This window comes from Nitrosopumilus sp. b2 (assembly GCF_014078535.1).
GTDB lineage: Archaea > Thermoproteota > Nitrososphaeria > Nitrososphaerales > Nitrosopumilaceae > Nitrosopumilus > Nitrosopumilus piranensis.
In genome coordinates this window covers 1-23,504 of sequence record NZ_MU078704.1, presented here as the reverse complement: position 1 = coordinate 23,504, position 23,504 = coordinate 1, and the positions used below count along the sequence as shown (strand labels likewise).

Here is a 23,504-nt window from a genome sequence, read left to right as displayed (position 1 = left end):
ATTAGTTTATAATCATTTGAAAATTAACTTGTACAATTTGACGAGAGTGAAACGAACTCTAGGCATATATTCTGGGCAGAAAAGCAGGCCTCTCGTCATTGTACTATGGTGTTAACATTATTTAAGATTTTATGAAAATATTACTCTAAAAAATTATAATCTGTTATGTGATTGGTAATCTATGGTAAAGAATGGTAAAAATTTCTTTGATCCTGATGAATTGGTATTGACCAAATCTGAAATTTTAGAATTTTGTGACAGGGTAATAAAAAAATGGAATAAAAATCCATCAAAAAACGCAAAGAACATTATTGCAATGACTGCAGTTAAAACCAGTGTTTTATGGACTGATGATGAATCTCTAAAAGCAATTTGGAATGAAATTATTGCATGGACATTTGAACTTCTTTATCAAAATGCAATGGCTCAAGACAAAGAATGGGCAAACATACTAAAAAAATTAAAGAATAAAAAATGATAATGTCTTTCATATTATGATGAGTGCTAACACAATTCGAAAAGCCAAAAAATTAGTTGAGAGTGGTGGCGTATCGAAAATTGATGATGATTTATTTCAAATAAAATCTTCCTCTGATCCTGATAAATCTTATTTTGTAACTTCTGATATCTGTGAGTGCCCTGGATTCAAAAATTTTTACAAATTTCATCATGGAAAGGGACTAAAAGCAAATTGCTCTCATTTAGAGGCAATAAGAATATTCAAAAAAGAAAACCCTTAAAATTATTTTATTTTAGCCGGATCGACTTTTCCTATGTATGCTTTATTTTTTGATATTATGATTGGCCTTAAAATTAGTCCTGGATACTTGACCATCAATTTGATTATTTGAGCATCTGTTTTTTTATTATTTTCCAAATTTAATTCTTTGAACATTTTATCTCGTTTTCTTAAGAGTTCTGATGGCTTTTTCCCCGTCATTTTTACTATCTTTTTTAATTCTGCCTCAGAGAATGGATCTTTAAAAAAATCCCTCTTTTCAATATCTACACGCATTCTTTCTATTTCTGATATGGTTTTTTTGCATGTAATGCATGTGGGTTTGTGAAATACTTTCAATTCATAGATTGTATTTGCATATGATTAAAAATTGTTTAGAAAAAATATTTGTGCTGCTATGCACAGCAAATTGATTTTTTAAATTCTTCAGAATTTCTTTCAAAGTCACATTCTTTGCATACTTGCCAACTTCTTTTCTTTAAAAGAGAAATTGATGATTCATAACTAACTGAATACATTTTTCCACCACAAGTTGGGCATGGTATTGGAATATCTATTTTCATAAATAATCTCAGTGAATTTTGAATATAAGGCGCACGTAGAATTTATCAATCGTTCTTTTCTTCATAATTCTCTTCTGATGATTCTTCAGAATTTTCTAATTCTCTTAGTTTTTCATCAATAAATTCGTCTAATTTCTCTTTTGGAATTGATAACATTTCAAGATATGCCTTCTGTGCTTCTTCATATGTTCCACCATCTGCTAAAATTTGGGCTTTTACTATTTGTGCTTCTTCAAAAATATTCTTTGTAAAGTTTAATTGGCTACTAACGATGTCTTGAATTTCAGGATTCAAGTTATTTACATAGTCTTCATAGTTTAACCCTTCAAACACTCCATAACCTGGATTATATTCTTCAATTGCTTGAACTTTTAGTTCATCTGCTATGATTCTTTGTTCTTCTAAGTACAAGTCTTCTTCAATTGACTCTCTTTCATCTTTTTGTTCTAAAAATAATTCTTGTAATAATCCATGATAATATTTGAAGAGGGTTTGCCCAATTGGATCTTTTTCAAAATCACTTTCATTTGAACCAAGATATCTTCTTGCCTCCTCTGTGTTTAATTTTTCTTGTAATGCTGAAACAGGTGAAATGTCCCCCTTTACTTGGAATTGTGTTGTTTTGAGTCCTGTCATTCCATTCCATGTTGCAATTACATTAATTGTATAGGTTCCTGGAATTTTGTCAAAATCCTTGAATTCCACTCTAAACACTCCCTCTGGGTCAGTGAATGCTTTTGTGGTATCTGAACCTGTTCTGATTAGTACCTCTGCTCCTTGAATGGGATTATATGCATGGTCTACTACCTTACCTGTGATAACTACTGTTTCTCCTGAAACTATTGCACTTTTCTCCATGTTGAGGTCTATGACTAACTCCCATAATTCCGCCTCAGATGTCTGGATAAATGAAAATAGCATCAAAAATGAAAATATCCCTACTATTCCTGCTTTTTTGTACACTTGATTCTGTGTTATTTTTTGTTGTTAAGACAAAGTATGAATAAAAATTCGCTAATTTTAAATTTTATTTGATTAATCTTGACCATTTTTGTGCTTAATATCGAACTTTGTAATTTCAGACTATTCTTAAACCCCTAAATTCATCTAATCTTGAATTATGGACTTAGAAAAATTTCGTAATGATGTGTATGATATGACAAAGAAGCTGTCTGTAAATCTACAAGAAAAGGACACTTCGAAATTAAATTATGTGCGACAACAATTAATTGATATGTATCAAAAAAACCTAGTAAAAATCAACCATTCTATTTTGGAGCTAATATGTGCAAGTAATTTAATTTCACGCGGTTATGCTGTAGATGTTGAAAAAGATATTTCAGAAATTTTAGTTTGTGATATTTTTGCAAAAAAAGGAGGGGGCAACACCATTATTGAAATTGAAACGGGATTCACTCCGCCAGAGCATGCCATGGATACCATAGATTATTTTACTGCAAGAATAATGAGTAAGATTGCCAGATATAGCCAACACTGCTCCAAATTTTCATTAGCTAGTCCTGCAACTGGAATTTTACCCATCCCAAAAATTTTCTTGTTGCCTCCTAATGCACGAAAAAAAGATGATGTAAAAAAAGTAAAAGACTTGTGTGATCGATATTACAAAAATCCTCCTATAGAATATGATGATATTTTGAATGCCCATTTACATTCCATATATCTTATCAATATTGATGGTGGATTTGTTAGGGAGTTAGATCCACAAGGTTATGTTGATTTAACAAATGATCTGCTTGATAGAAGTGGAATAGTGTATTAGGTGTAAAAATAAGAAAAAATTCAAATTCATCTGGTTAATACATGTAGTAAGATGATATGTGCTGCTTGTGAAACACGAAAGCATTTTGAATGCATTGATTGTATGAATAATCACAAGACCCATCTCTGCTCATGTGATTGTCATGATGAAAATACTGAACCCCATCCAGTGGGAAAGTCACATTAGAGATTAATTTTTAAATTTTCTTTCAATTTCTTGTGCCATCACTTCTAGTCTACTTGTATCTCCAAATTTTCTATAGGTTAATTTTTCAAGAGTTTTGATTATGCTGATTGCTGCTCGATATTGCGGTATTTCGGGCTCATTTAACTCTCCATACATCCCAATCCCGTGAATTCCATTCTTTTTTGCAAACCCCAAAATTAATCCATTAAAACCTGTGATGATTGATTTTTGTGGAGTAATGTCTACACCTAACCCCTCCATCTGTTTTGTTAGCTCTTGTGATGTTGTAGTGATGTATGTTCTAGGATTATTATTGAACATTCTATTTGTGTGAAAGCCACCAAGTGTGTAGATGAATTTAGCAGAATATTTTTTTGCCACATCAATTACATCTTGACAAAGTGCATTTAACTCACTAGTATTTTGTGGTTGGCCTTTACCTCCTCCAAAAACAATCAAATCATCTGTGTATTTGTAATCCCAACTTTCATCGGGAAGATCAATATATCCTCCTCTATCTACAATATATGTTGGAAAAGGAGTTTTTGATATTCTAAATGTTTTTGTTCTTAATGATTCGTTGATAAAATTTATTACAATACTGCCAACGTTTCCCATGTCTTGCATTGCAGCAATCAGTATTGGTTTTTCAACATTTGGCTCTTCGTCCTGTTTGAATTCCATGTTTGATTAAAAATTCCATGAACTTTAAACATATACTAGTTCAAAAAATATTTTAAAATTCTATAATTCTTAATTTTAATACAGTAATTTTTGTATTTGATCATGAAATTTGTAAGATAACTGTTTTTAATTTTGAGCCTACTAAAGAATAGATTTTTCCAATACGTAAAAACACTATCATATTTTAACTCTTTGCGATTTTTGACTTTCTTTTTAATGATCGAACAAAACATGAAGATTCATAAGGCAAAAAAACATTCTATCGACAAATTATGGAAACATCCATGGAAAACATTGGAACACTTGAGTATGTCCTTGACAAATACTCCAAAATCTGGTGCTGGAAGATAACTGGTGAGCGTGCTGTAAGCATGATTTCAAGATTGGTGCCTGAGGCATGGTATGGTGAAAATGTCAATGAAGTTATAATTCCTGATAGTACTGAAAACGTCAAACAGATCAAACTGATCCTTGATAGATACCCCCTTGAGATTCTATCGAAAACCACTTGGCAGAGAAAAATTGTAAAAACTTATGCTCCCAAACCGACTTTACCGCCAATTAAGCATAAGTTAAAGAGAGCAAAAGCTGGTGACCAATTTAGAGGAAAATTACTCAATTTTCAAAAAGAGGGATTAGACTTTTTAATAAAATCTTCTGGTAATGCACTTTTAGCTGATGAAATGGGCCTTGGTAAAACGGTGCAGACTCTGTCTTATGTTGCTACAGAAAAACAAACATTTCCTGTTTTAGTTGTTGCACCATTAGTTACATTAAACAATTGGGAAAGAGAGATTGAAAAATTCCTCAAGAAAAAAAGTAGAAATGGACGAATATTAGAATCTGATTCTCCTAGTGTTACTTTGATTCGTACTGGAAAACGAAAAGAACTTCCTAAAACTGATATTTATGTAATTAATTATGAATTGCTTTTCAAGCGATATGATGATTTAGCAAAAATTGGAATCAAAACTGTTGTTTGTGATGAAGTACATAACTTGAGATCTAAAACCACCCAGAAATACAAATCAATAAAAAAACTAGCAGCTTTGTCGTCCGTATCATACAGAATTGGTCTTTCCGGAACTCCTATTTACAATCGTGGTTCTGAAATATGGCCCATTATTGACATTTTAAAACCTGGACTTCTTGGAAGTTTTAAAGAATTTTGTGAATACTTTTGTTATGTTAATGAAAAAGGCAAAGCAATAGTTTTAGAAAATAAGCGTGCATCGCTAAGAAATGAACTACAAAAACATGTTATGCTTAGAAGAAAAAAATCTGACGTACTAAAGGAACTAAAAGATAAGGTTCGCTATAAGGAAGTTATTGCTGCAGATACTGATTATTATCTTGAGGAATTAGATAAGATTTGGAAAAAGCTAGAAGACGAACAAAAGGATGCAGAATCTGAATTCTCAAAATCTGCTTCATATCATCGTGCAATACAAAGTGAAAGACAGATTGCAGGATTAGCCAAACTCCCACATGTTATTAATTTTGTAAAAAATATTATGGAGATTGAAGAAAGTGTTGTTGTATTCTGTCATCATAAAGTAATTCATAAATTACTACATGAGAGCCTCCAGGAGTTTTCACCAGTGTCTATCATTGGTGGACAGTCAGATTCTGTACGACAAGATCAGATAGATAAATTCCAAAAAGGCGAATCAAAACTAATGATTGCAGGAATTCGTGCGGGAAATGTTGGTATAAATTTGACTAGGGCAAAATACGTTATTTTTGCAGAGCTTGACTGGAGTCCTGCAATACATAGACAAGCTGAGGATAGACTGCATAGAATTGGTCAAAAAAATACAGTGTTTGCATATTATCTGATTGGAAATGGTACTTTGGATGATCATGTTGCAAATGTTCTAGTTGACAAAAGTTATGAAATTGATGAAATTATGGATGAAAGTGTTGAAAACTTTGAAAATAAAGACAAGGCCGAGCTCATTTTGGCACAGATACAAGATAAAATACGTTCAAAATAACTAAATGTCTAATTTCTTTTTTAGGGTCGATAATTTTTCCACAATTCTGGTTTTCTTGTATGGTTCTATTTGTGAATCCTGAATCTCCTTTGTGACTTCGTCAATTAAACTTAGAATCTCAAATTCAGGCTCTATTTGTCCAAACTTTATTTTATCAAAACCCTCTTTTTCTGTTTTATCAATTTGTTCAATTCCTTCAGGTAATATTTCATACACCTTGACAATTTTATCATCTTGTCTTTGTGGAGACATTAACACCAATTGATTTTGCCTTAACTTTTCAATTTCTTCTAAAATTTTATCTTCAGGTAATCTTAGAATGTCAATAATTTGGTCCATGTTGCATGATTTAATTTGGAGAAGACGTAATATTCTAGCCCAAACTGGTATGTTTTCAGTCCATAGAATCTCTTTTGCAACCGGTGTTATTGAAAATGACCCATCACTATTTAATGAAAGAAATTTTCTATCCTTCAAAGTTCCTAACGAATCCAAAATTTTTCCTACCCCTAGTCGTTTTAATTCTGAATTTTCAAGGTTTGTTTCATTAAAAGTACCATTTTCTTTAACTGCTAAATGCAAAATTTCTAAATCAATTGTTCCTAACTTTCTCATATTTTTTTACTTCTTTCAACTCTTATCATCTTTTCTACTTTGAAATTTCGTTTTCAATGTATTCTAGTGCTTGTTTAACTTTTTTTAAATTTGAAAAGTTTGCTTCAACCCAATTTTGATAGTTTTTGATTGAACCTAATTTAAAATTTGAATCGATAATTTGATTTGCTAAAAACCATGTTTCTCTGTATGAAAAAATGATTTTTCCAACTAACAATTCTTGATTATTGAGAAATACTTGCATTATCTCATTTGATTTTTTATAATATTCGTGTTCTTTTGGAATTGTATTATTGAACTCTTTTTTTAATTCATGAAACCTCTCAAATATTTGGTTGCTTTTCTTTCTCATGTTTCTAATTTTTTCATCATAATTTTCTAAAAAATTCTTTGCCCATACTTCAGACTCTGGTTTATCTTCAAAATTTACTTTTTTTGTATTTTCGATTTCTTTTACTACTTCTGAGATTACTTGTAAATGCCATTCAAAGAATTCTTGTAATGCATTAGCATTGTTTATTTTCTTAGAAATCCATGAAAAAAATATTCCTGCATTCTCTTCTTTTGAAAAAATTTGTGTAATTACTGGATGAACCAATATATTTTAGAATTTAATTTTAAATAAAAACCTGATTTTTTCTTGAAGATTATATGTGGATATTTCTAATTTCTTCTATGGTTAGATATGAACTGCCACGCTTACCTTATGATTATGATGAATTAGAACCATACATTGACGCTCAAACGATGAAGATTCATCATCAGAAACATCATCAATCATATGTTGATGGCTTGAATATCTCTCTAGAAGAAATTGGTAGTGCATCTCATCCCCAATACATAACATCTGTTCTATCTGATCTAAACCTGATTCCTGAATCTGGAAGAAATAAAATTAACTTTTTTGGAGGTGGCTTTGAAAATCATAGATTGTTTTGGGAAACAATGACTCCAAATGGTGATGGTTCGCCCGGAGGAAAGATGGAAGACGCAATAGATGTTTACTATGACAGCTTTGATAATTTCAAAAAAATTTTTTCAAATACTGCTATTGGAATTCAGGGCAGTGGTTGGTGTTGGCTAGTTTTTAATTCTACATATAATAAAATAGAAATAATTTCCACTGAAAACCAAACGAGTCCTTGGACTTTGCAAAAAATACCTTTACTGGGATTAGATGTATGGGAGCATGCTTACTATCTGAAATACCAAAACAAGAAACCTGACTATGTTAAAGAATGGTGGAATGTTGTAAATTGGGATTATGTGGAAAATAGATTCTCAGAACTTTCAGAATAAGTGCTGATTTGGATAAATTCTTTTAAAGAAAATTGGGTTTTTCTCCTTAATGAACAAGAGTCTAAGATACATTGCATTACTTGCAATACTCCCTTTGTTTACAGTTGGAATTACCACCGGTTCTTTCACAGACGCTGAAGCCCTAAAAAGCAAAGGTGTTAGTTCTTCAAAATATGGTTCTAGCACAAATGTTTGTGGATTACAACTATGTTCTGAAATTTCTGGTGGAAAAGCCGCATGGATGGCAGAACAAGGAAAATCCAAGCCTGTAGCTCCAGTTTCTGAACCTTCTGAAAAAATGAAGGAAAAAACCATGATGGAAAAAGAAACTATGATGGAAAAGATAACAGAGGCTGATTTGGGGTCTGTACTTAGATTGTCAAGAGCAAACGTTCCTGCAACTATTCCTATGCATCAAGGATTCTATGATGGTGGAGATGTTTATTACATCATCACAGATTCAAGTGATCCAACTCATGCAGACTTGATAACAAAAAATCAAGGTTGGAAAGTAGAGCTTGCTCCATTGTTAAAGAATGCTCCTGATAAGGCACTTTCAAAAACCTACATGTTTACAAATGGAATAGAAGGTAATGGTGTACATGGTTTCCAAGGAGAAGTTTTTACTAGTACTCCTGCACAACCAGATGTGTATAGTGCATTAACTTCACATGTACATGTAACATGGAATGAAGGTGTTACACCAAGAGTTTTGAATTCTGATGCAATGGTAATGGAAGCTGCAGACAATGGTGAAGTCACATTAACTACTGTTGATGTGGTTTTGAACATGCCACAAATTGTTTGGCCTGATGGTCAAATGATGGTCAAAGAAGACAAAACTTTGACTGATGAAACACCCTATGGTGGTGGACAAGTTCTTGATATCGATACAGAAGAGATGACTGTAACTTTCATAGCTCATCGTGGATGGGGTCCTGATGGTAGAACAATCTATTACATTGTAACAGATGCTACTCCAAGTGGCCCTGCTGGAATGATGGGTGTTGTAAGTTCACCAACATCTGCAAGTTTGATTGCAAATTCAGCTGCAGTTGATCTATTTCAATTCAAAAATGGATTGACTGGTTCTGGCCCATTGGGATTTCAAGCAGGAATTGCTGCTGGAGCTCCTGGTGATGCAAACTATTCCCCCATGTGGAGAATTTTCATGACTGACTGGACAAATCCAGAAAATGCTCAATTGCTAGAAACCATTGATGATTTGAATGCATACAAAGAGGCTGGCTTGATCGATATTGGTATTGCACGTCCAATGGATAGTGACCATATAGTTAACTGTCCATTTATTGACCCATTCCAATAAGATCCACTCTTTTCTTTTTCAATTCCTCATATTTGTTTAATTTAATTAAAAAATGCTAACAAATTTTCAGAGAATCAACTATACTGTTTATCACTAATAACATGAATAATGATGTTATGAGTAAATCTGGAATGTATATGTTAAACACCCCTGAATATAGGGAAGAAAAAATTCAGCAAGCATTAGACATGTTGTATGTAGACAGAAAAAATGAATTTCGAGAACTATCTCAAGTTTTGTTAACAGAAAAAGCACTAAAAAAAATGCCAAACTGGAAAGAATTTGTTTTAAATTTCAGTTTGGATGTGGAGGAGGCATTTAAGACTTGGTCGGGGCAAAACCCGTTATTGTCAAGTTCTCCACAAAAGGCATTAACTATTTTGAGACAACTAGGTCATGACAAAACATCTATGAATCAACTTGCACATCTTCTTAACATGTCATACAACATTTCACTTGAATTCAAAGAGATTTACAAACGCCTAAAGTAATCTCTTTAATTCTTTTTTACCAAAACCTAAATTTGATTAGAATTTTGGTAATTGTGTAATGGACTTTATGCTTGAAGAAGAACTAATTGATCTGATGACATTTTGTCTACAAAATCCAAATTCTTCTGAAATCCCTGAAAAACATAAGAGAATTACTGAGATAGGCCACGAACTATATGCTGATGGTGGAATTGATGCACTAGAAAACTTCTTTTTTGTATTAAAAAATAGAATTACTGAAGAAATAGAAAAAGATCCATCCCCAATGCGTTCGCTATGGAATGGCCTTACTGATGAATGGCAGTACTAAATTTCTATATAAGAAATCTATCCTCTACCGATTCTAAAAATGGCAGTACTGCATGTTGGGCATGTGCCTTTGATTGCAGGTTTACCATTTTTCATTGTGTATGGTTTAGCGCCACCGATTTCTCGTTTGTCTCGGCATTTTACGCAATATCCTATTGTCATACCCTCACTAGGCTCAAGGTTCTATTAGCAAGAACTTGTTGAATTTTTTTCACTAAGAGGCAAATCTCCGATCTTAATTATTACATTCTGGATTCATTTTTTTCGTAATGGATGTAATTTGGGTAAATTTAGCAACAAGTTCTGCATATTTTTTAAATATTAGATATTTTTCATTTTTTGTATTATAACTTTATTTTGAGTTCACAAAAATTATTTTTTAATTTTAAATAATTAAAATTAGTTTTAAATTCTTTATCTGATCTCTTTTAAAATATTTTAAACAATTAGTTTGATATCGAATTCAAAATTAGATTTTCTCAAAATTTCTAATTACTGTACTTTTTTTAGTAATTATTTTTCCTGGATTTAATATCATTTTTGGATCAAATAATTTCTTAATTTCTTTAAATGTTTCATAGTTTGTTTTCCCATATTGTTTTTTGATAAATTCTGAACGTGCTAAACCATCTCCATGTTCTGCAGTAATTGTTCCGCCAATCTTGATTATTTCATCAAAATACTCCATTGCAATTTTTTTAATTGTTGACATTTTTCTTCTCTTTGAAATTAGTCTAACATGTAGATTGCCGTTTCCTATATGTCCGTATATGGCTGATTTTGTCTGAAATTTTTTGTTAATTTTCTTTAAAATCAAAAATAATTTTGGCAATTTTTCTATTGGTACTGCTGCATCCTCAATTATGTGGGGAATTCTATTTTCTTTCTTTATGCTTTTGAGGCTATAAAATAATGATGAATCTCTATATTTCCACCATTGATGAATATCTTGTTTTTTTGTTAGTTTTTTTACAATATTTCCTGAAATAATTGACTTTATTTTTCTCTCGTTTAGAGTAATCTTTTCATCATATTCTACAAAAAGTAAACATTCTGTATTTTTTTGAAAAATATAATTTATTTGTTTTAATGTGGTATGATCTACAAACTCAATTGCAGAAGGATTTGTATTGTTTATTTTGATACAATCATTTATTGCATTTTTAACTGAACTATATTCTATTACGAAAAGAATTCTTTTTTTTGGTATGTCTTTAATTTTGAGTTTTGCTGATGTTATAATTCCTAATGTTCCCTCTGAACCGATAATAATTTTATGAGTGTCTTTTCCTGATTTTATTTTATCAATTCTATATCCTGAAGAATTTTTTGAAACATTTGGAAACTGTTTCTCATCTACACTAATTTTACTTTGAATTTTATTTGAAATTTTTTTATCTTTTGGTAGAATAATCTTTTTACCGTTACCATCGATTATTGTTATCTCAATTACATTGTCAATTACACTTCCATACTTTAGACTTCTACTTCCACTTGAATTATTTCCAAGCATTCCTCCTACAGAACAAAAGGAACCAATCGATGGATTTGGTGGAAAAAATTTTTTCTTTTCCTCTAATTTTTTATCTAATTTACCTTTGATTGTTCCTGGACCTACAGTTGCATGATTTTTGAATATTTTTATTGAATCAAAATTTTTCATATCTAAAATAATTCCATTATTTAGTGCACTACCAACTAACCCCGTACCTGCACCACGCACAGTTACTGTTGTTTTAAATTTTTTTGCTATCTTAATTGTATTGATGATGTCTTTTTCATTTTTTGGAATAACTATCATTTTTGGAATGATTTGATATGAACTTGCATCTACTGAGTAAAATTTTTGAAACTCTTTTTCTGAATGTATTTGACCTTGAATTGCTTTTGATAATACTGTTTTCAAAGAATTCATTTGATGAATCTAAATCTTGATTCGATAATAATCCCATCGTTCAGGATCAAACTGTGCTACAAACTCTGCTTGCTCTTTTTCAATTCTTGCCTGAATCACATCTCTGAGTGCAAAACTTGTAAGATACTTGAATTTTTTTGAGTGAGCCTGCATTACAAACATGTGGCGCATCTCACTGCCTCCTTTTAATCCCCAATACCCCATCTTTACTGCGATTGGTTCCAAAAATACTGTATTTCCTAGACCATAGTTTTCATCTCTAATTTCTTCTCTTAGATTATAATTTTCAAGAGCGCCACCCTTGGCATATCCTACAATTTCTCCTTTTTTTCCATTTAATCTTAGTGTGGTGATAATGGTGTCTGGATCTTTTATTGACTCTTCAAATTTGTCTGTGAATTGTAAAGGTCTAGGCAGTTCTAATAATATGTCATGTAATGAATTGATAAAATTTGGATCATTTCTAGTAGACATGCATTCGATAGTTGGCACTAATCTAAGATTTCTATATGCACAATCAGCTTGAATGGTAATTTCTTGTTGTCTGATTCTCATAAATGATAAAACTGTGTCAAAAAAATTCTTTCTCATTTCATTTGAAAGTATTTTGAGAACAGGCTTTACCATCTCTGTTTCTTTGTTTAACAGCTCTTCGAAATATGCTACTGCACTTCTAACAATTAATGATGGTCTCCATGCTAGTGCATGTGCATTCATTTTTGCCATTTCCATAGCCTTGGAAAAATCACCTAATGCGTATCCACTAACTCTGTCAACTACTGTGAGATACCATCCCATATTCATGATGTGTTGTTGATATTCGATGTTGTTTCTAGTCAATTCTGAATTTTGAAAACATTGCTTGATTTGCTCTTCAGCATTTTTTTTAAGTTGACCTGCCCAAGGATATGTTGTTCTTAAGATTAACACTTTGATTATTTCTAAATCAATTTTTGCAGTTTTGATTAATTGACCAAGTTTTTTGTCAGTTGCAATAAATTTTAATACACTTTCTTCATGAGGTTTGTCGACACTTTTTTCTGGATCAAAATCATGAAACAATGCTGCAACATATAGATATTTTATGTCCTCACGTGTGAATTTTATTTTTTCTTGTTTTGCAGCTAATAATGAAAAATATGTTACTTCTAATTCATGATTGATATTATGATATCCATAATAATCTCTACCAAGACCCCTACTTTCAAACAAGTCAATAGTGTAATCTAGCATTTCTACATAGCAATCGTCTTCTAGTCTATTCTCTATCAATAAATCTAAAATATTATTTCTCATTACCTGCGTATTTGCAAATAATTGCATTATTCATCAGTCTTTTTTCTTATTTTTAAAGTTGATCTGATTGAAATTTTAATTTCCTGTAGAAAGATTCAATAGAATTACTATTTTGCTATTTTTAAATGACTGTTGATGAAAACATTTTAAAATTTTTAATTGATTCAACAAAATCTGATTCTCTTGAATTCAAACTCGATTTAAAAGATAATTCATACATATTGACAGATGTTTCTGTAACTTATTCTCCTATTCCAGTAAACAAACCCACCACCCGTGGTGGGGTATATTTTTCAGAAAAATTTGCTTATAAGATGAAGGGTACAATTAAGGATCTTTCTGTAGTTCCATTACTTACAAAAAAGATGCTTGGACCCAATACAGAATTTGGCGAAATAAAAATCACAACTATTGTGAGCATTAATGATTCCACAAAAAATTTGGAAATTTTCACAAATCTAACAAATAGTGTTCAAACACCTGATTCAATTGAACTTAGTATGATTATTGTAAAACTAGAATCAGTTTAATCTACAAAATACTTGTCATATCTTTCTTTACTTTCTTTATCTGAAAGTACTTCGTAAGCTTTGTTTAGTTTTGACATCTCTTCTTCAGAGTCTTTTTTTGTTATATCTGGATGTGTCTTTTTTGCTAGTTCTCTGAATTTACTCTTTATCTCTTCTTGTGTTGCATCCTTTGAAACCCCTAAAATTTTATAGTAATTTGGTAATTCATTATTTTTTACAGCATCTCTAAATTCTTTATCTTTAATGGTGTTTCTTCTTTTTCCAATCTCTTCGTAATCATCTCCCCAATCAGAATGATATTTTTCTTGTGTCTTGTCTTTTTTTGATTCTAACTCTTCTTTATCATATGATGTCTTTCTTCTAAGAATGATATCTCTAGCTAAAAACAAGAATAATCCAATTATAGCTATTGCAAACCCTCCAAATAGAATAATTTTTTCCTCATCTGAAACTTCAAGTTCCATATCTAATTCTTCATTTTGTCCGTATGATGATTGTATTAGAAATAACATTACTAAAACTAGAAAAATACTTACAATTTTCAATTCTTTTTCACTATGCTAATCTAAAATCTTCTTTTGCAGTATTTAATACTACATGTGTAATTGTGTTTTCAACATTTGGGATAACTGCAAGACCTTTGACAAACTTGCTTAGTTCATTTCTTTCTTTAAATTTTGCAATAATTATCGTATCTGTTGAACCAGTAATATCATACACTCCACAAACATTTTCAAATTTTGATAACTCTTCCTCAATATCCACAACTTTGTCATTATTTGCAATAATTTCAATTATTGCAGTAAGAGAATAACCAAGTTTTTCATGATCAACTATTGCTGAGTATCCATTTATGATGTTGGCTTTCTCCATTTTTTTTATTCTAGATAGAACAGTTACAGTTGACATTCCTAATTTCAATGCAAGTTGTCTTGCTGATAATCTTGCATCTACCATCAAATTTTTTAGAATTCTTTCATCTGTCTTATCTAAATTCACACTAGTTATATTGAAAAAATTTATTTAAATTTTCACTAAATAACTAAAAATCTGTTTAATTGATTAGGCTCAAATTTTTTCAGTCATGTCAAATTTAAAACAAATGCTTGGAATCATATTTTCATGAGTGAAATTGAAGAACTTATCTCACAAGGAAAGTCTTTCCTAGAGGATGGCAATTTTGATGATGCGCTAGGATTTTTTGAGCAAGCCCTTCTTTTGAATCAAGATGATCCTGACTTGTGGAATTACAAAGGAATTACACTTCGCAGTCTTGGGAGATACGAAGAAGCAATGGATTGTTTTAACAAATCATTGCAAATTGATCCTCGTGATAGGTATTCTTCTTGATTTTATATTGACAAATATTGAATCTATATTATTATTTCATATATTATGAAAAATAACTTAATTCTGTATGATAATAAAAGATAGAACCCTTATCAATATATGATCTTATTGTATTCTGTGACAAAAGAACCTCCCACACTAGTCTCACTTGTAAAAAAAACTGCAGTTTATGGTACAGATTTGTGGTTATTCCCAGTAGTAGATGATTCCCAAGGTTTAGTTTTGTCTGCAGAAACAAACGGAGAAATTATTATGTCTAGAGTTGATCCTCTTAATCCCTCATCTTTTGGTTCGCCATCTTGGACTACAGTTGCAACTTCAGTAGATTCTGGTGGTGAAAATATTGCAGATCACTGGCATGTTTTTGCTCATGGGTATCATTGGATTTCATTTTCCACAGCAAGTGCAAAGAAGTGTTTTTTGTTAAAACTAGATAGTAATTTTAATCGTATTGGAAAATTTTCAGTATACAGCAGTCGAAATTCAAAAGGATTCCCAAATACAGTAACAAATGATCATTTTCTTGTAGAAGAAAAAAATGGTATTGCAGTTGCACTTTTTCAACATGGTGACAAATCTTCCACTGGTAAACCTCGAATGATTATTTGCAAGTTTGGCATTAATGGAATTGGAAAAGGTGTCAAAACTGTTCCTACTGATTCTCACCATAACTACTCAAACGGTGGCACTGCTTATTTACAAACGGGAAGATGCCCTGCTCATGTGTCTCCATGCTTTATGGCATTCATGCCTGAAAAAATAGTTGAAACAGTTGAAGGTAGCTTAATTCATTTAATTGTTGATAAAAAATGGCAAATTACATCAAGTTCAAAAATTCTTCAAAAAACTGGTCATAACTATTCAATGTCTTCTATGGTATATTGGAAAAATAATTTTGGTATACTTACGGTAAAAGATTATAATCTAAAAAAGAAAGTAAAATTTCCATCTGGTGCAAATATCATGAGATATGTTGTAGATGGAAAATTCAAGCAATATGGTAAAAAAACAATTGTTTTAGGCAATGCTCATAGACCTCATACTACACTATACAGTACAAAAACAAGAAGAAAAATGAACTTCTTGATTACTTGTTGGGATCAGTCAAATAGCAAGCCTCAAGGATACATGCGAGTGGATAGAATTTCCTGATCTGAAGTTAATCCACAGTTTACCTCTAATCAATAATTAATCAAAAAATCTAATTTTATACCATATTATCATAAACCGATCATGGAGGTAAATTCATTGTTTGTACGTATAATATCTTGTAAAGTAAAACTACTTTATTAACAAAATATTATCTGATATATTGAATAATACAAAAAAGATGTTGTCTCAAGCCTATGAGTGTGTTGAAGATGGTAATTTTGATGATGCGCTAGACCTCTATGATTTAGTATTGAAAAGTGAACCTGCAAATGTCAGTGCCCTTATTGATAAAGGAGTTACATTACAAAATATGGGCAGAATTAAACTTGCAATCCGCTCATACAATAAAGCCTTGCTAATTTCTCCTGCAAACCTTGATGCTCTATTAAACAAAGGTACTGCACTGCATTCTGATCAAAAATATGTTGAGGCAATAAAATGCTATGATGAGATTTTAAAAATTGATAAAAAATGCACAATGGCTCTTGCATACAAAGGACTGTCTTTAGGTGAAATTGGACAATTACAAGATGCACTAAAACATTTTAAAAAAGCATTATCTATTGACAAAGGATTTGATCTGGCCAATATTTCAAAAGATTTGGCACAAGATTTACTGAAATCAATTAAAGAACAAACTAAAACACTGTAACATCGCCAGGTGCTGGCTCTCGATTCATCTCTTTTTCATGTGATTCAAAAAAATCTGTATGTTTTGATTTTTGATGCTCTCTGAGTTTTTCTAAATTATCAAACCCTTCATGGCATAGATAGCATTTTGGTTTGTGTTCATCTACTAGTGGGAGCACCATGTAGTGATATTGTTATCTGACTACTTATTTCTTGAGTCTGACTAAGGAATATATCATGATGGGTTAGTCTTATTGTATGCTAGAACAACTAGTAGGTGATTCTCAGGCACTAGATCGCGCCATAGCAGGTCAAGAACTATCCTACAAAGATGGTCTTGAATTGATGAATTATGATAATCTGCACTTGCTTGGAGCAGTAGCTGATGCCCGAAGAAAGGAACTAGTTGGTGACACTGTAACTTTTGCAGCATCATACTACATGAATTACACAAATGTGTGTGCTGCAAGTTGTCAGATGTGTGCATTTTATAGAAAAGATGGTGCTGAAGATGCTTACACATTAACTCCTCAAGAAATTGAACAGCGAGTAGGAATTGCAAAACAGATGGGTGCAACTGAAGTACACATTGTTGGAGGGTTTCATCCCAAACTTCCCCTTGAATACTATGAAGACATGATGAAAATAATTAAGAAAAATCATCCCAAACTAAACATCAAAGCATTAACTGCAGCAGAGATTTTTTATCTATCAAAACTTACAAAAAATTCCACTAAAGAAATTCTGTCTAGACTGAAAGGTGCTGGACTTGATTCAATGCCTGGTGGTGGAGCAGAACTATTTCATCCAGAAATTAGAAAAAAGATTGTAAGAGGAAAATGTACTGGTCAAGAATGGTTAGATGTAATTGAAGAAGCCCATAATATGGGAATCAAAAGTAATGTAACTATGCTTTATGGACACATTGAAAAACCTGAACACATTGTTGATCATCTTGTAAAAATTCGTGAGTTACAAAAAAAGACAAATGGATTCATCACACTCATTCCACTAAAATTCAGTTTAGATAATACCGAACTAGAACAAGAGCATTTGGTAAATAATGAATGTTCTTCTGTTTATGATTTGAGAATCATTGCATTATCAAGACTTATGCTTGCAAATACTCTAAACAACATCTCTGTTTATTGGGTAGCATATGGAAAGAAACTTGCTCAAGTTGCCTTGTCTAATGGTGGAAGTGACTTGGTTGGAACTGCATTTTCTGAGGAGATTTATCGTGCTGCAGGAAAACCGACAACATCATCAGTTGATGAGCTTGCAACTATGGTAAAAGAAATAGGCCGTACTCCTGCCCAACGTAATACTCATTTTGGAATTTTAAAGAATTTTTAATCTAAATGTTTTTTAATTGACTCTATCTTTTCATGCATCTTTAGATGTTTGTCTCTTCTTGAATCTATCTTAATTACAACTTCTACTCTACCAATTCCTAGATTGTGAACTGTTTCTGTCATCTGTTTTGTTGCTTTGTTAATTACATCCATATCATCTGACTCTAAAACTGTCCCCATTGAATTAATTTCGTATGTGAGATTTTCTATCTTTTGAATTGATTCAATTGCTTTTGCAATGTAAAAACTTGCGCTAGTAGTTTTTGTCGCTATTGGATATATACTAATTTCTGCATGAATCAACTTTATTTCTGTACTTTAATTGGATTAAAAAGTTTGAATTACTCTGCAGGCTTTTTCTCTGATCTTTTTGCACTGCCCTTTCTACGCCTTGCTCCAAAACTAATTAAAATCAACAAAAATCCTACACCAATTAAAAGTCCATACAATAACTGCAAAGCCTGGTTTTCATCTTCTGCTACCATTAAATCAATAATCTCTTCTTCAGACATTCCAGCTTGACCTGTGGGTGGCTCTCCAATTGATAAGCCGATAACAATTCCTGCAACAATCATGGCAATGCCTCCACCAAAAATTTTCTTGTCAATTAGTACCAATTTGATATTATTTTGTATTTATCATATATTAGGAAATTGGATCCTCAGTATTTATTTTTCTTCCATGTGCAACTTGAGTGAAATTGTACCTTGATCTCCTGAATTAATTATCAGCATTCCTGCTGAATCTGCAACTTTGCAGACTCCATTTTTGTGATAAATACAATACTAATAGTCATGCTGTAAATCTCAAATGTATCTCACGAAAATTTTGTGCTCTATTAGCATAAAAGAACGATCACGTGTGACAAAATTACATTACATCATTGAGTCTAGCTAAAATTTCAAAATCCTTCAGGTGGCTTTTGTACAAATACATTGCAAATGAGTGCATCTGTTTTTTTATCTCTGTATTGAACATTGCATGAAACAAACTTTCCTTTTAGTGCTCTTTCCAAGTCTTCTTTTGTTTTTTCTTCATATTGTGGGTCGTCTGGATTGTCAATTTTGCTCATGATAATTTTTTCTGTTTTACCATATTCATCTTTGTTGTCTTTTCTAACATGACTTACAAGTAATTCAAATGCATTGTTAGTTAGAATGCCAATTACTGGACCGCCTATTCCGTCACCCATTAATTGTAAAAATTTTTTGTTCTATAATTACTTGATGGCTATGCTTAGTTCAAAATCTGGAACTAGATTTTTTTCTTTTGCCATCTCAAATACTCTTCTTATGGATTCTTCCCCAGAATCTCCCATATTGACTGTTACTTGATTTACATACATTTTTACAAATTTTTCAATCAATTCTCTTGGCTTTTCTCTGGAATACTGCATTGCATACTCTAGTGCATCATCAAAATTTTCTAATCCATATTCAATTGATGCTTGAAGATATTTGTCAAATTTCTGTATTGTCTCTGATCCTAAGTCTGTTCTCATGACATTAATTCCAAGTGGTACTGGCAATCCGCCAGTTGTCTTATCCCACCATTCTCCTACATCTAGAATTTTGGCATTCCCTTCTTGCTCATATGATAATTGTGTCTCGTGAATTACTAGCCCTGCATCGACTTTGCCTGATTTTACAGCTTCTGGAATGTCGCTAAAGTTCATTTCAACATAATCAAATTTTCCGATCATTAGTTGTAGTAGTAAAAATGCTGATGTCATCTTTCCTGGAATTGCAATTTTGCATTTTTTTATCTCATCAATAGTCATTTGTTTTCTTGCAGTAACTATGGGGCCATATCCAATTCCAAAACTTCCGCCACTTCGTAAAACAGTGTATCCTGGAATATATGCACATGCATGAACTGAAACTGCTGTGACATCTAGTTGTGGATTTGTTGCTTTGCGGTTTAATTTTTCAATATCTTCAATGACATGATTTACTTCAAAATCTGGAGATGGAACTTTTCCTGTAAACATACCATAAAACATGAATGCATCATCAGAATCAGGAGTATGCCCTACTGAAATTTCCATAATTAGTTCAATTCTAGTCGTAATAAAAATCAAAACACAGCTAAAACAGATTTTCTAATATATGCCAAAAAATTATTTGAATTGATGAATACTATGGATGCATTTGAAAAAGACATTCATCTCCAAGTAGATTTTCTAAAATCCTTTCAAAAGCAAAAACCTATTTCAAAGACTCTGCAAAAAAATATCATTTTTTCTGGAAGTGGTGATTCAATGGTGTCTTCTATGTTGGCTGAATCTTTTTCTAATGGATTGGTAAAGGCAATGGATCCATTAGACTTGTACAAAAATAGATCTTTAGTAAAATCAAAACATGTTTACTTTGTTTCAATTTCTGGTAACACCATTACTAATGTCAAGGTTGCAAAAATTACAAAAAAATCAACTGCAATTACATCAAAGTCTGATGGCCAATTAGCTAAAGTCTCTAATGATGTAATTCTACTTGACTCTCCTGATAATGGAGTTTTTACTGCAGGCAGCATCTCATTTTTAGAAAGTGCCTTATGTTGCATTTCTCTAGTTGCGCCTATACGTATCTCCCATCCTGCTAGATTATATTCAAAAGCAAAATCTGATTCCAAGCGAGTCCAAATCTCTAAAAAAATTTACATCCTTGGCAATTTATTGACTTTCCCTCTTGCAATGTATTGTGCTGCAAAATTCTATGAGGTGTTGGGGTATGATGCACACTATTGTAGAATAGAGCAGTTTTCTCACATGGAGTTATTTTCAGCTAAAAGTGGTGACACTGTCATAATTTTTGAAGAAAAAAATCTACATAATGTGCAATTGACAAAAAATCTTAAAAAAATTGGAATTAATGTGGTTCATCTCAGTATGCCATCTGATAAAATATCTCAAGTGTTGTACTGTACATTTTTCTCTCAATTCATTGCACTAAATGAGGCAAAAAGAAAACGGAAAAAAGACTGTTATTTTGTGACGGCAAAAAAGATTCGTAATGTAAGTAATGACATGATCTATTGATCTTTTTGGAAGGCTAAGGTTTAATAGCTGAATCCTAGGGTTTGCGAATATGGTAAAATTCAAGTCAACAAGTGAAGTAATGAAAATTATCAAAAATAAGGATCAGATACGAAACTTTGGTGTAATTGCTCACGTTGACCATGGAAAAACTACTATGAGTGACAGCCTTTTAGCTTACTCTGGAATTATTGCCCCATCAGCTGCTGGAAAAGCACTTGCTATGGATTTTGATAAAGAAGAACAACAAAGAGGAATTACAATTTATCAAGCAAATGTTACTTTGCTCTTTTCCCAAAAAGGTACTGAATATGTCATTAACATGATTGATACACCTGGACACGTAGATTTTAGTGGAAGGGTAATTCGTAGTCTTAGGGCAATTGATGGTGCAGTTGTAGTGTGTGATGCAGTAGAAGGAATCATGACTCAGACTGAAACTGTTACTAGAATGGCACTTGAAGAGAGAGTAAAGCCTGTTTTATTTATCAACAAAGTAGATAGACTAATCAAAGAACTGCGATTAACTCCTGAAAAAATGCAGGCTCAATTAGCAGAAGTAGTTTCAAACTTTAATCAATTAATCGATACATATGCAGAACCTGAATACAAAGAAAAATGGAAGGTATCAATTCAAGATGCAAGTGTGACCTTTGGCTCTGCAAAAGATAGATGGGCAATCAACATTGATTTAATGAAAGAAAGAGGTATTACATTCAAAGATGTTATTGACGCTTATGAAAATGAAAAAGTCGACGATCTAGTTGAGAAAGCACCACTAGCTGATGCAGTTCTTGGTATGGTTGTAAAACATCATCCTGCCCCTCATGAGGCAGTCACATACAGAATTCCTCAAATTTGGAAAGGTGATTTAGAATCTGATGTTGGAAAGGCATTACTTGCATGTGATGATACTGGTCCCACAATTATGATGATTGTAAACATGGTATTGGATCCTGCAGCAGGGCCTGTTGCTATTGGAAGATTATTCTCTGGAACAATCAAAGATGGACAAACAATCAACATCATTGATGCAAAACGTGAAGGAAGAGTTCAATCTGTAAATTTCTTTATGGGAAACCAAAGAGAACAAGTAGGAGAACTTGGTGCTGGAAACATTCCTGCATTATTAGGATTAACTGAAGCTAGAGCAGGTAACACATTATCATCTGTTAAAGACATTCCAATGTTTGAAGGAGTCAAATATGTTTCAGAACCTGTTGTCCAAGTTGCAATTGAACCAAAACATCCTAAAGATTTACCTAAACTAGTCGAAGTTCTCAAACAACTAACCATTGAAGATCCTAACTTGATTGTAAAAATTGATGAAGAAAGCGGAGAGACAATTGTTGCAGGAATGGGTGTCTTGCACCTTGATGTTGCTACTCACCGTATTCAGGATGCTAAAGTAGAGATTGTTACATCTGAGCCTTTGATTAACTATCGAGAAACTGTAAAATCTGCATGTGAGCCAATCATGGCAAAATCTCCAAACAGGCACAACAAAATATTCATGAAAGTTGAACCACTAGAGCCTGAAATTGCAAACATGCTAAGAACCGGTGAAATCAGTGATATGAAAGACAAGAAGATTGTTTCAGATTTGCTAAAGGGCGCCGGATGGGATACTGATACAATAAAGAGAGTTATGCGATTTGATTCTCGTGGTAATGTTTTGATTAACGGAACAAAAGGTGTTCAATTTGTACAGGAATCAACTGATTCTATAAACTCTGGATTTGATGAAGTAATGAAAGAGGGGCCTCTCTGTAAAGAGCAGATGAGGGACTGTAAATTCATATTTACTCACTTTGTTCCTCACGAGGATACTGCACACAGAGGTCTATCTCAATTAGGACCTGCATCTCGTAGAGCATGTATGGGTGCATTGCTAACTGCAGGAACTGCTGTCTTGGAACCAACTTTGGCAATTGAAGTTCGTGTACCAACTGATCTAGTTGGAAATGTTGCAACAGTTCTTTCTGGAAAACGTGGCAAAGTTCTAGATATGGCACAAAAAGGTGCATCAAGTATTGTTACAGGTGAGATACCAGCTTCTGAGACATTTACATTATCTGAAGAGATGAGAGGTCAAACTGCAGGACGTGCAACATGGAATACTTCCTTTAAGGCATGGACCGAAGTTCCTAAATCCATGCTTACAGCAGCTGTTGCTGACATTCGAAAGAGAAAGGGACTTGCTCCAGACCCTCCAAGAGCAGAAGAATTTATCGACAAAGAGTAAAAAGGCA

At 32.3% G+C, this 23,504-nt stretch carries 31 protein-coding genes; 15 read left to right on the top strand and 16 right to left on the bottom strand.

Going from position 1 to position 23,504, the window contains the following annotated elements:
* Positions 1–181 precede the first annotated feature (181 nt).
* Both C6989_RS06815 and C6989_RS06810 read left to right on the top strand, forming a co-directional pair.
* Positions 182–478: a hypothetical protein gene (locus C6989_RS06815; RefSeq protein ID WP_182126743.1), complete on the top strand. Its 297-nt coding sequence runs from the start codon at positions 182–184 to the stop codon at positions 476–478.
* 19 nt (positions 479–497) lie between these two features.
* Positions 498–740 carry a hypothetical protein gene (locus tag C6989_RS06810; RefSeq protein WP_182126742.1) on the top strand — a complete coding sequence of 81 codons (243 nt, stop codon included), beginning with the start codon at positions 498–500 and terminating at the stop codon, positions 738–740.
* Positions 741–742: 2 nt separating this feature from the next.
* Here the strand turns inward: C6989_RS06810 and C6989_RS06805 are convergent, their stop codons facing one another.
* Genes C6989_RS06805 through C6989_RS06795 form a run of 3 tightly spaced genes read right to left on the bottom strand, consistent with a single transcriptional unit; the run spans position 743 to position 2,265 of the window.
* Positions 743–1,078, bottom strand: coding sequence for an arsenate reductase family protein (locus C6989_RS06805; RefSeq protein WP_148703523.1), 336 nt, complete (start codon positions 1,076–1,078; stop codon positions 743–745).
* Positions 1,079–1,134: 56 nt separating this feature from the next.
* Complete coding sequence (locus C6989_RS06800; RefSeq protein ID WP_182126741.1) at positions 1,135–1,302, bottom strand: hypothetical protein; 168 nt, start codon at positions 1,300–1,302, stop codon at positions 1,135–1,137.
* A gap of 45 nt (positions 1,303–1,347) precedes the next feature.
* Positions 1,348–2,265 (bottom strand): carboxypeptidase-like regulatory domain-containing protein, encoded by a 918-nt coding sequence (locus C6989_RS06795; protein WP_182126740.1) that lies wholly within the window; start codon positions 2,263–2,265, stop codon positions 1,348–1,350.
* 157 nt (positions 2,266–2,422) lie between these two features.
* Between C6989_RS06795 and C6989_RS06790 the strand changes: the two genes are divergently transcribed.
* A complete protein-coding gene (locus C6989_RS06790; protein WP_148703521.1) occupies positions 2,423–3,082 on the top strand; it encodes a hypothetical protein in 660 nt (219 codons plus the stop codon).
* 189 nt (positions 3,083–3,271) lie between these two features.
* On the opposite strand, the gene C6989_RS06785 is transcribed toward C6989_RS06790, so the two are convergent.
* Complete coding sequence (locus C6989_RS06785) at positions 3,272–3,952, bottom strand: PAC2 family protein (protein ID WP_148703520.1); 681 nt, start codon at positions 3,950–3,952, stop codon at positions 3,272–3,274.
* A 272-nt stretch (positions 3,953–4,224) separates the two neighbouring features.
* Between C6989_RS06785 and C6989_RS06780 the strand changes: the two genes are divergently transcribed.
* Positions 4,225–5,949 (top strand): DEAD/DEAH box helicase, encoded by a 1,725-nt coding sequence (locus C6989_RS06780; RefSeq protein WP_148703519.1) that lies wholly within the window; start codon positions 4,225–4,227, stop codon positions 5,947–5,949.
* On the opposite strand, the gene C6989_RS06775 is transcribed toward C6989_RS06780, so the two are convergent.
* Both C6989_RS06775 and C6989_RS06770 read right to left on the bottom strand, forming a co-directional pair.
* Entirely contained in the window at positions 5,950–6,564 is a 615-nt protein-coding gene (locus tag C6989_RS06775) for a hypothetical protein (protein WP_182126739.1), read from the bottom strand.
* A 34-nt stretch (positions 6,565–6,598) separates the two neighbouring features.
* Positions 6,599–7,162 (bottom strand): hypothetical protein, encoded by a 564-nt coding sequence (locus C6989_RS06770; protein WP_182126738.1) that lies wholly within the window; start codon positions 7,160–7,162, stop codon positions 6,599–6,601.
* A gap of 77 nt (positions 7,163–7,239) precedes the next feature.
* Here C6989_RS06770 and C6989_RS06765 point away from each other — a divergent pair, with 77 nt between their 5' ends.
* From C6989_RS06765 to C6989_RS06750, 4 genes are all read left to right on the top strand, one after another.
* On the top strand, positions 7,240–7,863 hold the full coding sequence (locus C6989_RS06765) for a superoxide dismutase (RefSeq protein WP_182126737.1): 624 nt from the start codon (positions 7,240–7,242) through the stop codon (positions 7,861–7,863).
* Between the two features lie 49 nt (positions 7,864–7,912).
* Positions 7,913–9,190, top strand: coding sequence for a DUF7482 domain-containing protein (locus tag C6989_RS06760; RefSeq protein WP_148703515.1), 1,278 nt, complete (start codon positions 7,913–7,915; stop codon positions 9,188–9,190).
* Positions 9,191–9,306: 116 nt separating this feature from the next.
* A complete protein-coding gene (locus C6989_RS06755; protein ID WP_148703514.1) occupies positions 9,307–9,681 on the top strand; it encodes a hypothetical protein in 375 nt (124 codons plus the stop codon).
* Between the two features lie 58 nt (positions 9,682–9,739).
* On the top strand, positions 9,740–9,991 hold the full coding sequence (locus tag C6989_RS06750; protein WP_148703513.1) for a hypothetical protein: 252 nt from the start codon (positions 9,740–9,742) through the stop codon (positions 9,989–9,991).
* A gap of 17 nt (positions 9,992–10,008) precedes the next feature.
* On the opposite strand, the gene C6989_RS06745 is transcribed toward C6989_RS06750, so the two are convergent.
* The 3 genes from C6989_RS06745 to C6989_RS06735 all read right to left on the bottom strand — a co-directional run bounded on the left by C6989_RS06745 (position 10,009) and on the right by C6989_RS06735 (position 13,228).
* On the bottom strand, positions 10,009–10,152 hold the full coding sequence (locus C6989_RS06745; protein ID WP_012215116.1) for a DUF5679 domain-containing protein: 144 nt from the start codon (positions 10,150–10,152) through the stop codon (positions 10,009–10,011).
* Between the two features lie 307 nt (positions 10,153–10,459).
* Positions 10,460–11,905, bottom strand: coding sequence for an FAD-binding oxidoreductase (locus C6989_RS06740; RefSeq protein ID WP_182126736.1), 1,446 nt, complete (start codon positions 11,903–11,905; stop codon positions 10,460–10,462).
* Positions 11,906–11,914: 9 nt separating this feature from the next.
* Complete coding sequence (locus C6989_RS06735) at positions 11,915–13,228, bottom strand: HD domain-containing protein (RefSeq protein ID WP_182126735.1); 1,314 nt, start codon at positions 13,226–13,228, stop codon at positions 11,915–11,917.
* A 98-nt stretch (positions 13,229–13,326) separates the two neighbouring features.
* On the opposite strand from C6989_RS06735, the gene C6989_RS06730 reads away from it, so the two are divergent.
* Positions 13,327–13,731, top strand: a complete 405-nt coding sequence (locus C6989_RS06730) for a hypothetical protein (protein ID WP_148703510.1) — start codon at positions 13,327–13,329, stop codon at positions 13,729–13,731.
* On the opposite strand, the gene C6989_RS06725 is transcribed toward C6989_RS06730, so the two are convergent.
* A complete protein-coding gene (locus tag C6989_RS06725; protein ID WP_182126734.1) occupies positions 13,728–14,276 on the bottom strand; it encodes a DnaJ domain-containing protein in 549 nt (182 codons plus the stop codon). The genes C6989_RS06730 and C6989_RS06725 overlap by 4 nt on opposite strands.
* 10 nt (positions 14,277–14,286) lie before the next feature.
* Positions 14,287–14,730: an Lrp/AsnC family transcriptional regulator gene (locus C6989_RS06720; protein ID WP_148703508.1), complete on the bottom strand. Its 444-nt coding sequence runs from the start codon at positions 14,728–14,730 to the stop codon at positions 14,287–14,289.
* A 123-nt stretch (positions 14,731–14,853) separates the two neighbouring features.
* On the opposite strand from C6989_RS06720, the gene C6989_RS06715 reads away from it, so the two are divergent.
* The 3 genes from C6989_RS06715 (at position 14,854) to C6989_RS06705 (ending at position 16,885) form a co-directional block, all read left to right on the top strand.
* Positions 14,854–15,081 (top strand): tetratricopeptide repeat protein, encoded by a 228-nt coding sequence (locus C6989_RS06715; RefSeq protein WP_148703507.1) that lies wholly within the window; start codon positions 14,854–14,856, stop codon positions 15,079–15,081.
* 117 nt (positions 15,082–15,198) lie between these two features.
* Entirely contained in the window at positions 15,199–16,233 is a 1,035-nt protein-coding gene (locus C6989_RS06710; RefSeq protein WP_182126733.1) for a hypothetical protein, read from the top strand.
* A gap of 160 nt (positions 16,234–16,393) precedes the next feature.
* Positions 16,394–16,885 carry a tetratricopeptide repeat protein gene (locus tag C6989_RS06705; RefSeq protein ID WP_148703505.1) on the top strand — a complete coding sequence of 164 codons (492 nt, stop codon included), beginning with the start codon at positions 16,394–16,396 and terminating at the stop codon, positions 16,883–16,885.
* Here the strand turns inward: C6989_RS06705 and C6989_RS06700 are convergent.
* Positions 16,872–17,045, bottom strand: a complete 174-nt coding sequence (locus C6989_RS06700; protein ID WP_182126732.1) for a C2H2-type zinc finger protein — start codon at positions 17,043–17,045, stop codon at positions 16,872–16,874. The genes C6989_RS06705 and C6989_RS06700 overlap by 14 nt on opposite strands.
* A 76-nt stretch (positions 17,046–17,121) precedes the next feature.
* Here C6989_RS06700 and C6989_RS06695 point away from each other — a divergent pair, with 76 nt between their 5' ends.
* A complete protein-coding gene (locus C6989_RS06695) occupies positions 17,122–18,219 on the top strand; it encodes a radical SAM protein (RefSeq protein ID WP_182126731.1) in 1,098 nt (365 codons plus the stop codon).
* Here the strand turns inward: C6989_RS06695 and C6989_RS06690 are convergent.
* The 4 genes from C6989_RS06690 to C6989_RS06675 form a co-directional block, all read right to left on the bottom strand.
* Positions 18,216–18,521 carry an MTH1187 family thiamine-binding protein gene (locus C6989_RS06690; RefSeq protein ID WP_148703503.1) on the bottom strand — a complete coding sequence of 102 codons (306 nt, stop codon included), beginning with the start codon at positions 18,519–18,521 and terminating at the stop codon, positions 18,216–18,218. The genes C6989_RS06695 and C6989_RS06690 overlap by 4 nt on opposite strands.
* A 38-nt stretch (positions 18,522–18,559) precedes the next feature.
* Positions 18,560–18,853 carry a cytochrome c-type biogenesis protein gene (locus C6989_RS06685; protein WP_148703502.1) on the bottom strand — a complete coding sequence of 98 codons (294 nt, stop codon included), beginning with the start codon at positions 18,851–18,853 and terminating at the stop codon, positions 18,560–18,562.
* A 266-nt stretch (positions 18,854–19,119) separates the two neighbouring features.
* Positions 19,120–19,410: a hypothetical protein gene (locus C6989_RS06680; RefSeq protein WP_148703501.1), complete on the bottom strand. Its 291-nt coding sequence runs from the start codon at positions 19,408–19,410 to the stop codon at positions 19,120–19,122.
* 27 nt (positions 19,411–19,437) lie between these two features.
* Positions 19,438–20,265: an MqnA/MqnD/SBP family protein gene (locus C6989_RS06675; protein WP_148703500.1), complete on the bottom strand. Its 828-nt coding sequence runs from the start codon at positions 20,263–20,265 to the stop codon at positions 19,438–19,440.
* Positions 20,266–20,349: 84 nt separating this feature from the next.
* Between C6989_RS06675 and C6989_RS06670 the strand changes: the two genes are divergently transcribed.
* On the top strand, positions 20,350–21,255 hold the full coding sequence (locus C6989_RS06670) for a phosphoheptose isomerase family protein (protein ID WP_182126730.1): 906 nt from the start codon (positions 20,350–20,352) through the stop codon (positions 21,253–21,255).
* A 49-nt stretch (positions 21,256–21,304) separates the two neighbouring features.
* Positions 21,305–23,497, top strand: a complete 2,193-nt coding sequence (locus tag C6989_RS06665) for an elongation factor EF-2 (protein WP_148703498.1) — start codon at positions 21,305–21,307, stop codon at positions 23,495–23,497.
* The last annotated feature ends 7 nt before the right edge of the window (positions 23,498–23,504 follow it).

Coding starts and splice junctions, on each gene's coding strand:
- C6989_RS06695 (WP_182126731.1), top strand. CDS start 17,122: ATGCTAGAACAACTAGTAGGTGATTCTCAGGCACTAGATCGCGCCATA.
- C6989_RS06715 (WP_148703507.1), top strand. CDS start 14,854: ATGAGTGAAATTGAAGAACTTATCTCACAAGGAAAGTCTTTCCTAGAG.
- C6989_RS06810 (WP_182126742.1), top strand. CDS start 498: ATGAGTGCTAACACAATTCGAAAAGCCAAAAAATTAGTTGAGAGTGGT.
- C6989_RS06800 (WP_182126741.1), bottom strand. CDS start 1,302: ATGAAAATAGATATTCCAATACCATGCCCAACTTGTGGTGGAAAAATG.
- C6989_RS06780 (WP_148703519.1), top strand. CDS start 4,225: ATGGAAACATCCATGGAAAACATTGGAACACTTGAGTATGTCCTTGAC.
- C6989_RS06760 (WP_148703515.1), top strand. CDS start 7,913: ATGAACAAGAGTCTAAGATACATTGCATTACTTGCAATACTCCCTTTG.
- C6989_RS06745 (WP_012215116.1), bottom strand. CDS start 10,152: ATGACAATAGGATATTGCGTAAAATGCCGAGACAAACGAGAAATCGGT.
- C6989_RS06740 (WP_182126736.1), bottom strand. CDS start 11,905: ATGAATTCTTTGAAAACAGTATTATCAAAAGCAATTCAAGGTCAAATA.
- C6989_RS06735 (WP_182126735.1), bottom strand. CDS start 13,228: ATGCAATTATTTGCAAATACGCAGGTAATGAGAAATAATATTTTAGAT.
- C6989_RS06675 (WP_148703500.1), bottom strand. CDS start 20,265: ATGGAAATTTCAGTAGGGCATACTCCTGATTCTGATGATGCATTCATG.
- C6989_RS06750 (WP_148703513.1), top strand. CDS start 9,740: ATGGACTTTATGCTTGAAGAAGAACTAATTGATCTGATGACATTTTGT.
- C6989_RS06755 (WP_148703514.1), top strand. CDS start 9,307: ATGAGTAAATCTGGAATGTATATGTTAAACACCCCTGAATATAGGGAA.
- C6989_RS06790 (WP_148703521.1), top strand. CDS start 2,423: ATGGACTTAGAAAAATTTCGTAATGATGTGTATGATATGACAAAGAAG.
- C6989_RS06670 (WP_182126730.1), top strand. CDS start 20,350: ATGAATACTATGGATGCATTTGAAAAAGACATTCATCTCCAAGTAGAT.
- C6989_RS06680 (WP_148703501.1), bottom strand. CDS start 19,410: ATGGGTGACGGAATAGGCGGTCCAGTAATTGGCATTCTAACTAACAAT.
- C6989_RS06775 (WP_182126739.1), bottom strand. CDS start 6,564: ATGAGAAAGTTAGGAACAATTGATTTAGAAATTTTGCATTTAGCAGTT.
- C6989_RS06815 (WP_182126743.1), top strand. CDS start 182: ATGGTAAAGAATGGTAAAAATTTCTTTGATCCTGATGAATTGGTATTG.
- C6989_RS06700 (WP_182126732.1), bottom strand. CDS start 17,045: ATGGTGCTCCCACTAGTAGATGAACACAAACCAAAATGCTATCTATGC.
- C6989_RS06785 (WP_148703520.1), bottom strand. CDS start 3,952: ATGGAATTCAAACAGGACGAAGAGCCAAATGTTGAAAAACCAATACTG.
- C6989_RS06665 (WP_148703498.1), top strand. CDS start 21,305: ATGGTAAAATTCAAGTCAACAAGTGAAGTAATGAAAATTATCAAAAAT.
- C6989_RS06730 (WP_148703510.1), top strand. CDS start 13,327: ATGACTGTTGATGAAAACATTTTAAAATTTTTAATTGATTCAACAAAA.
- C6989_RS06765 (WP_182126737.1), top strand. CDS start 7,240: ATGGTTAGATATGAACTGCCACGCTTACCTTATGATTATGATGAATTA.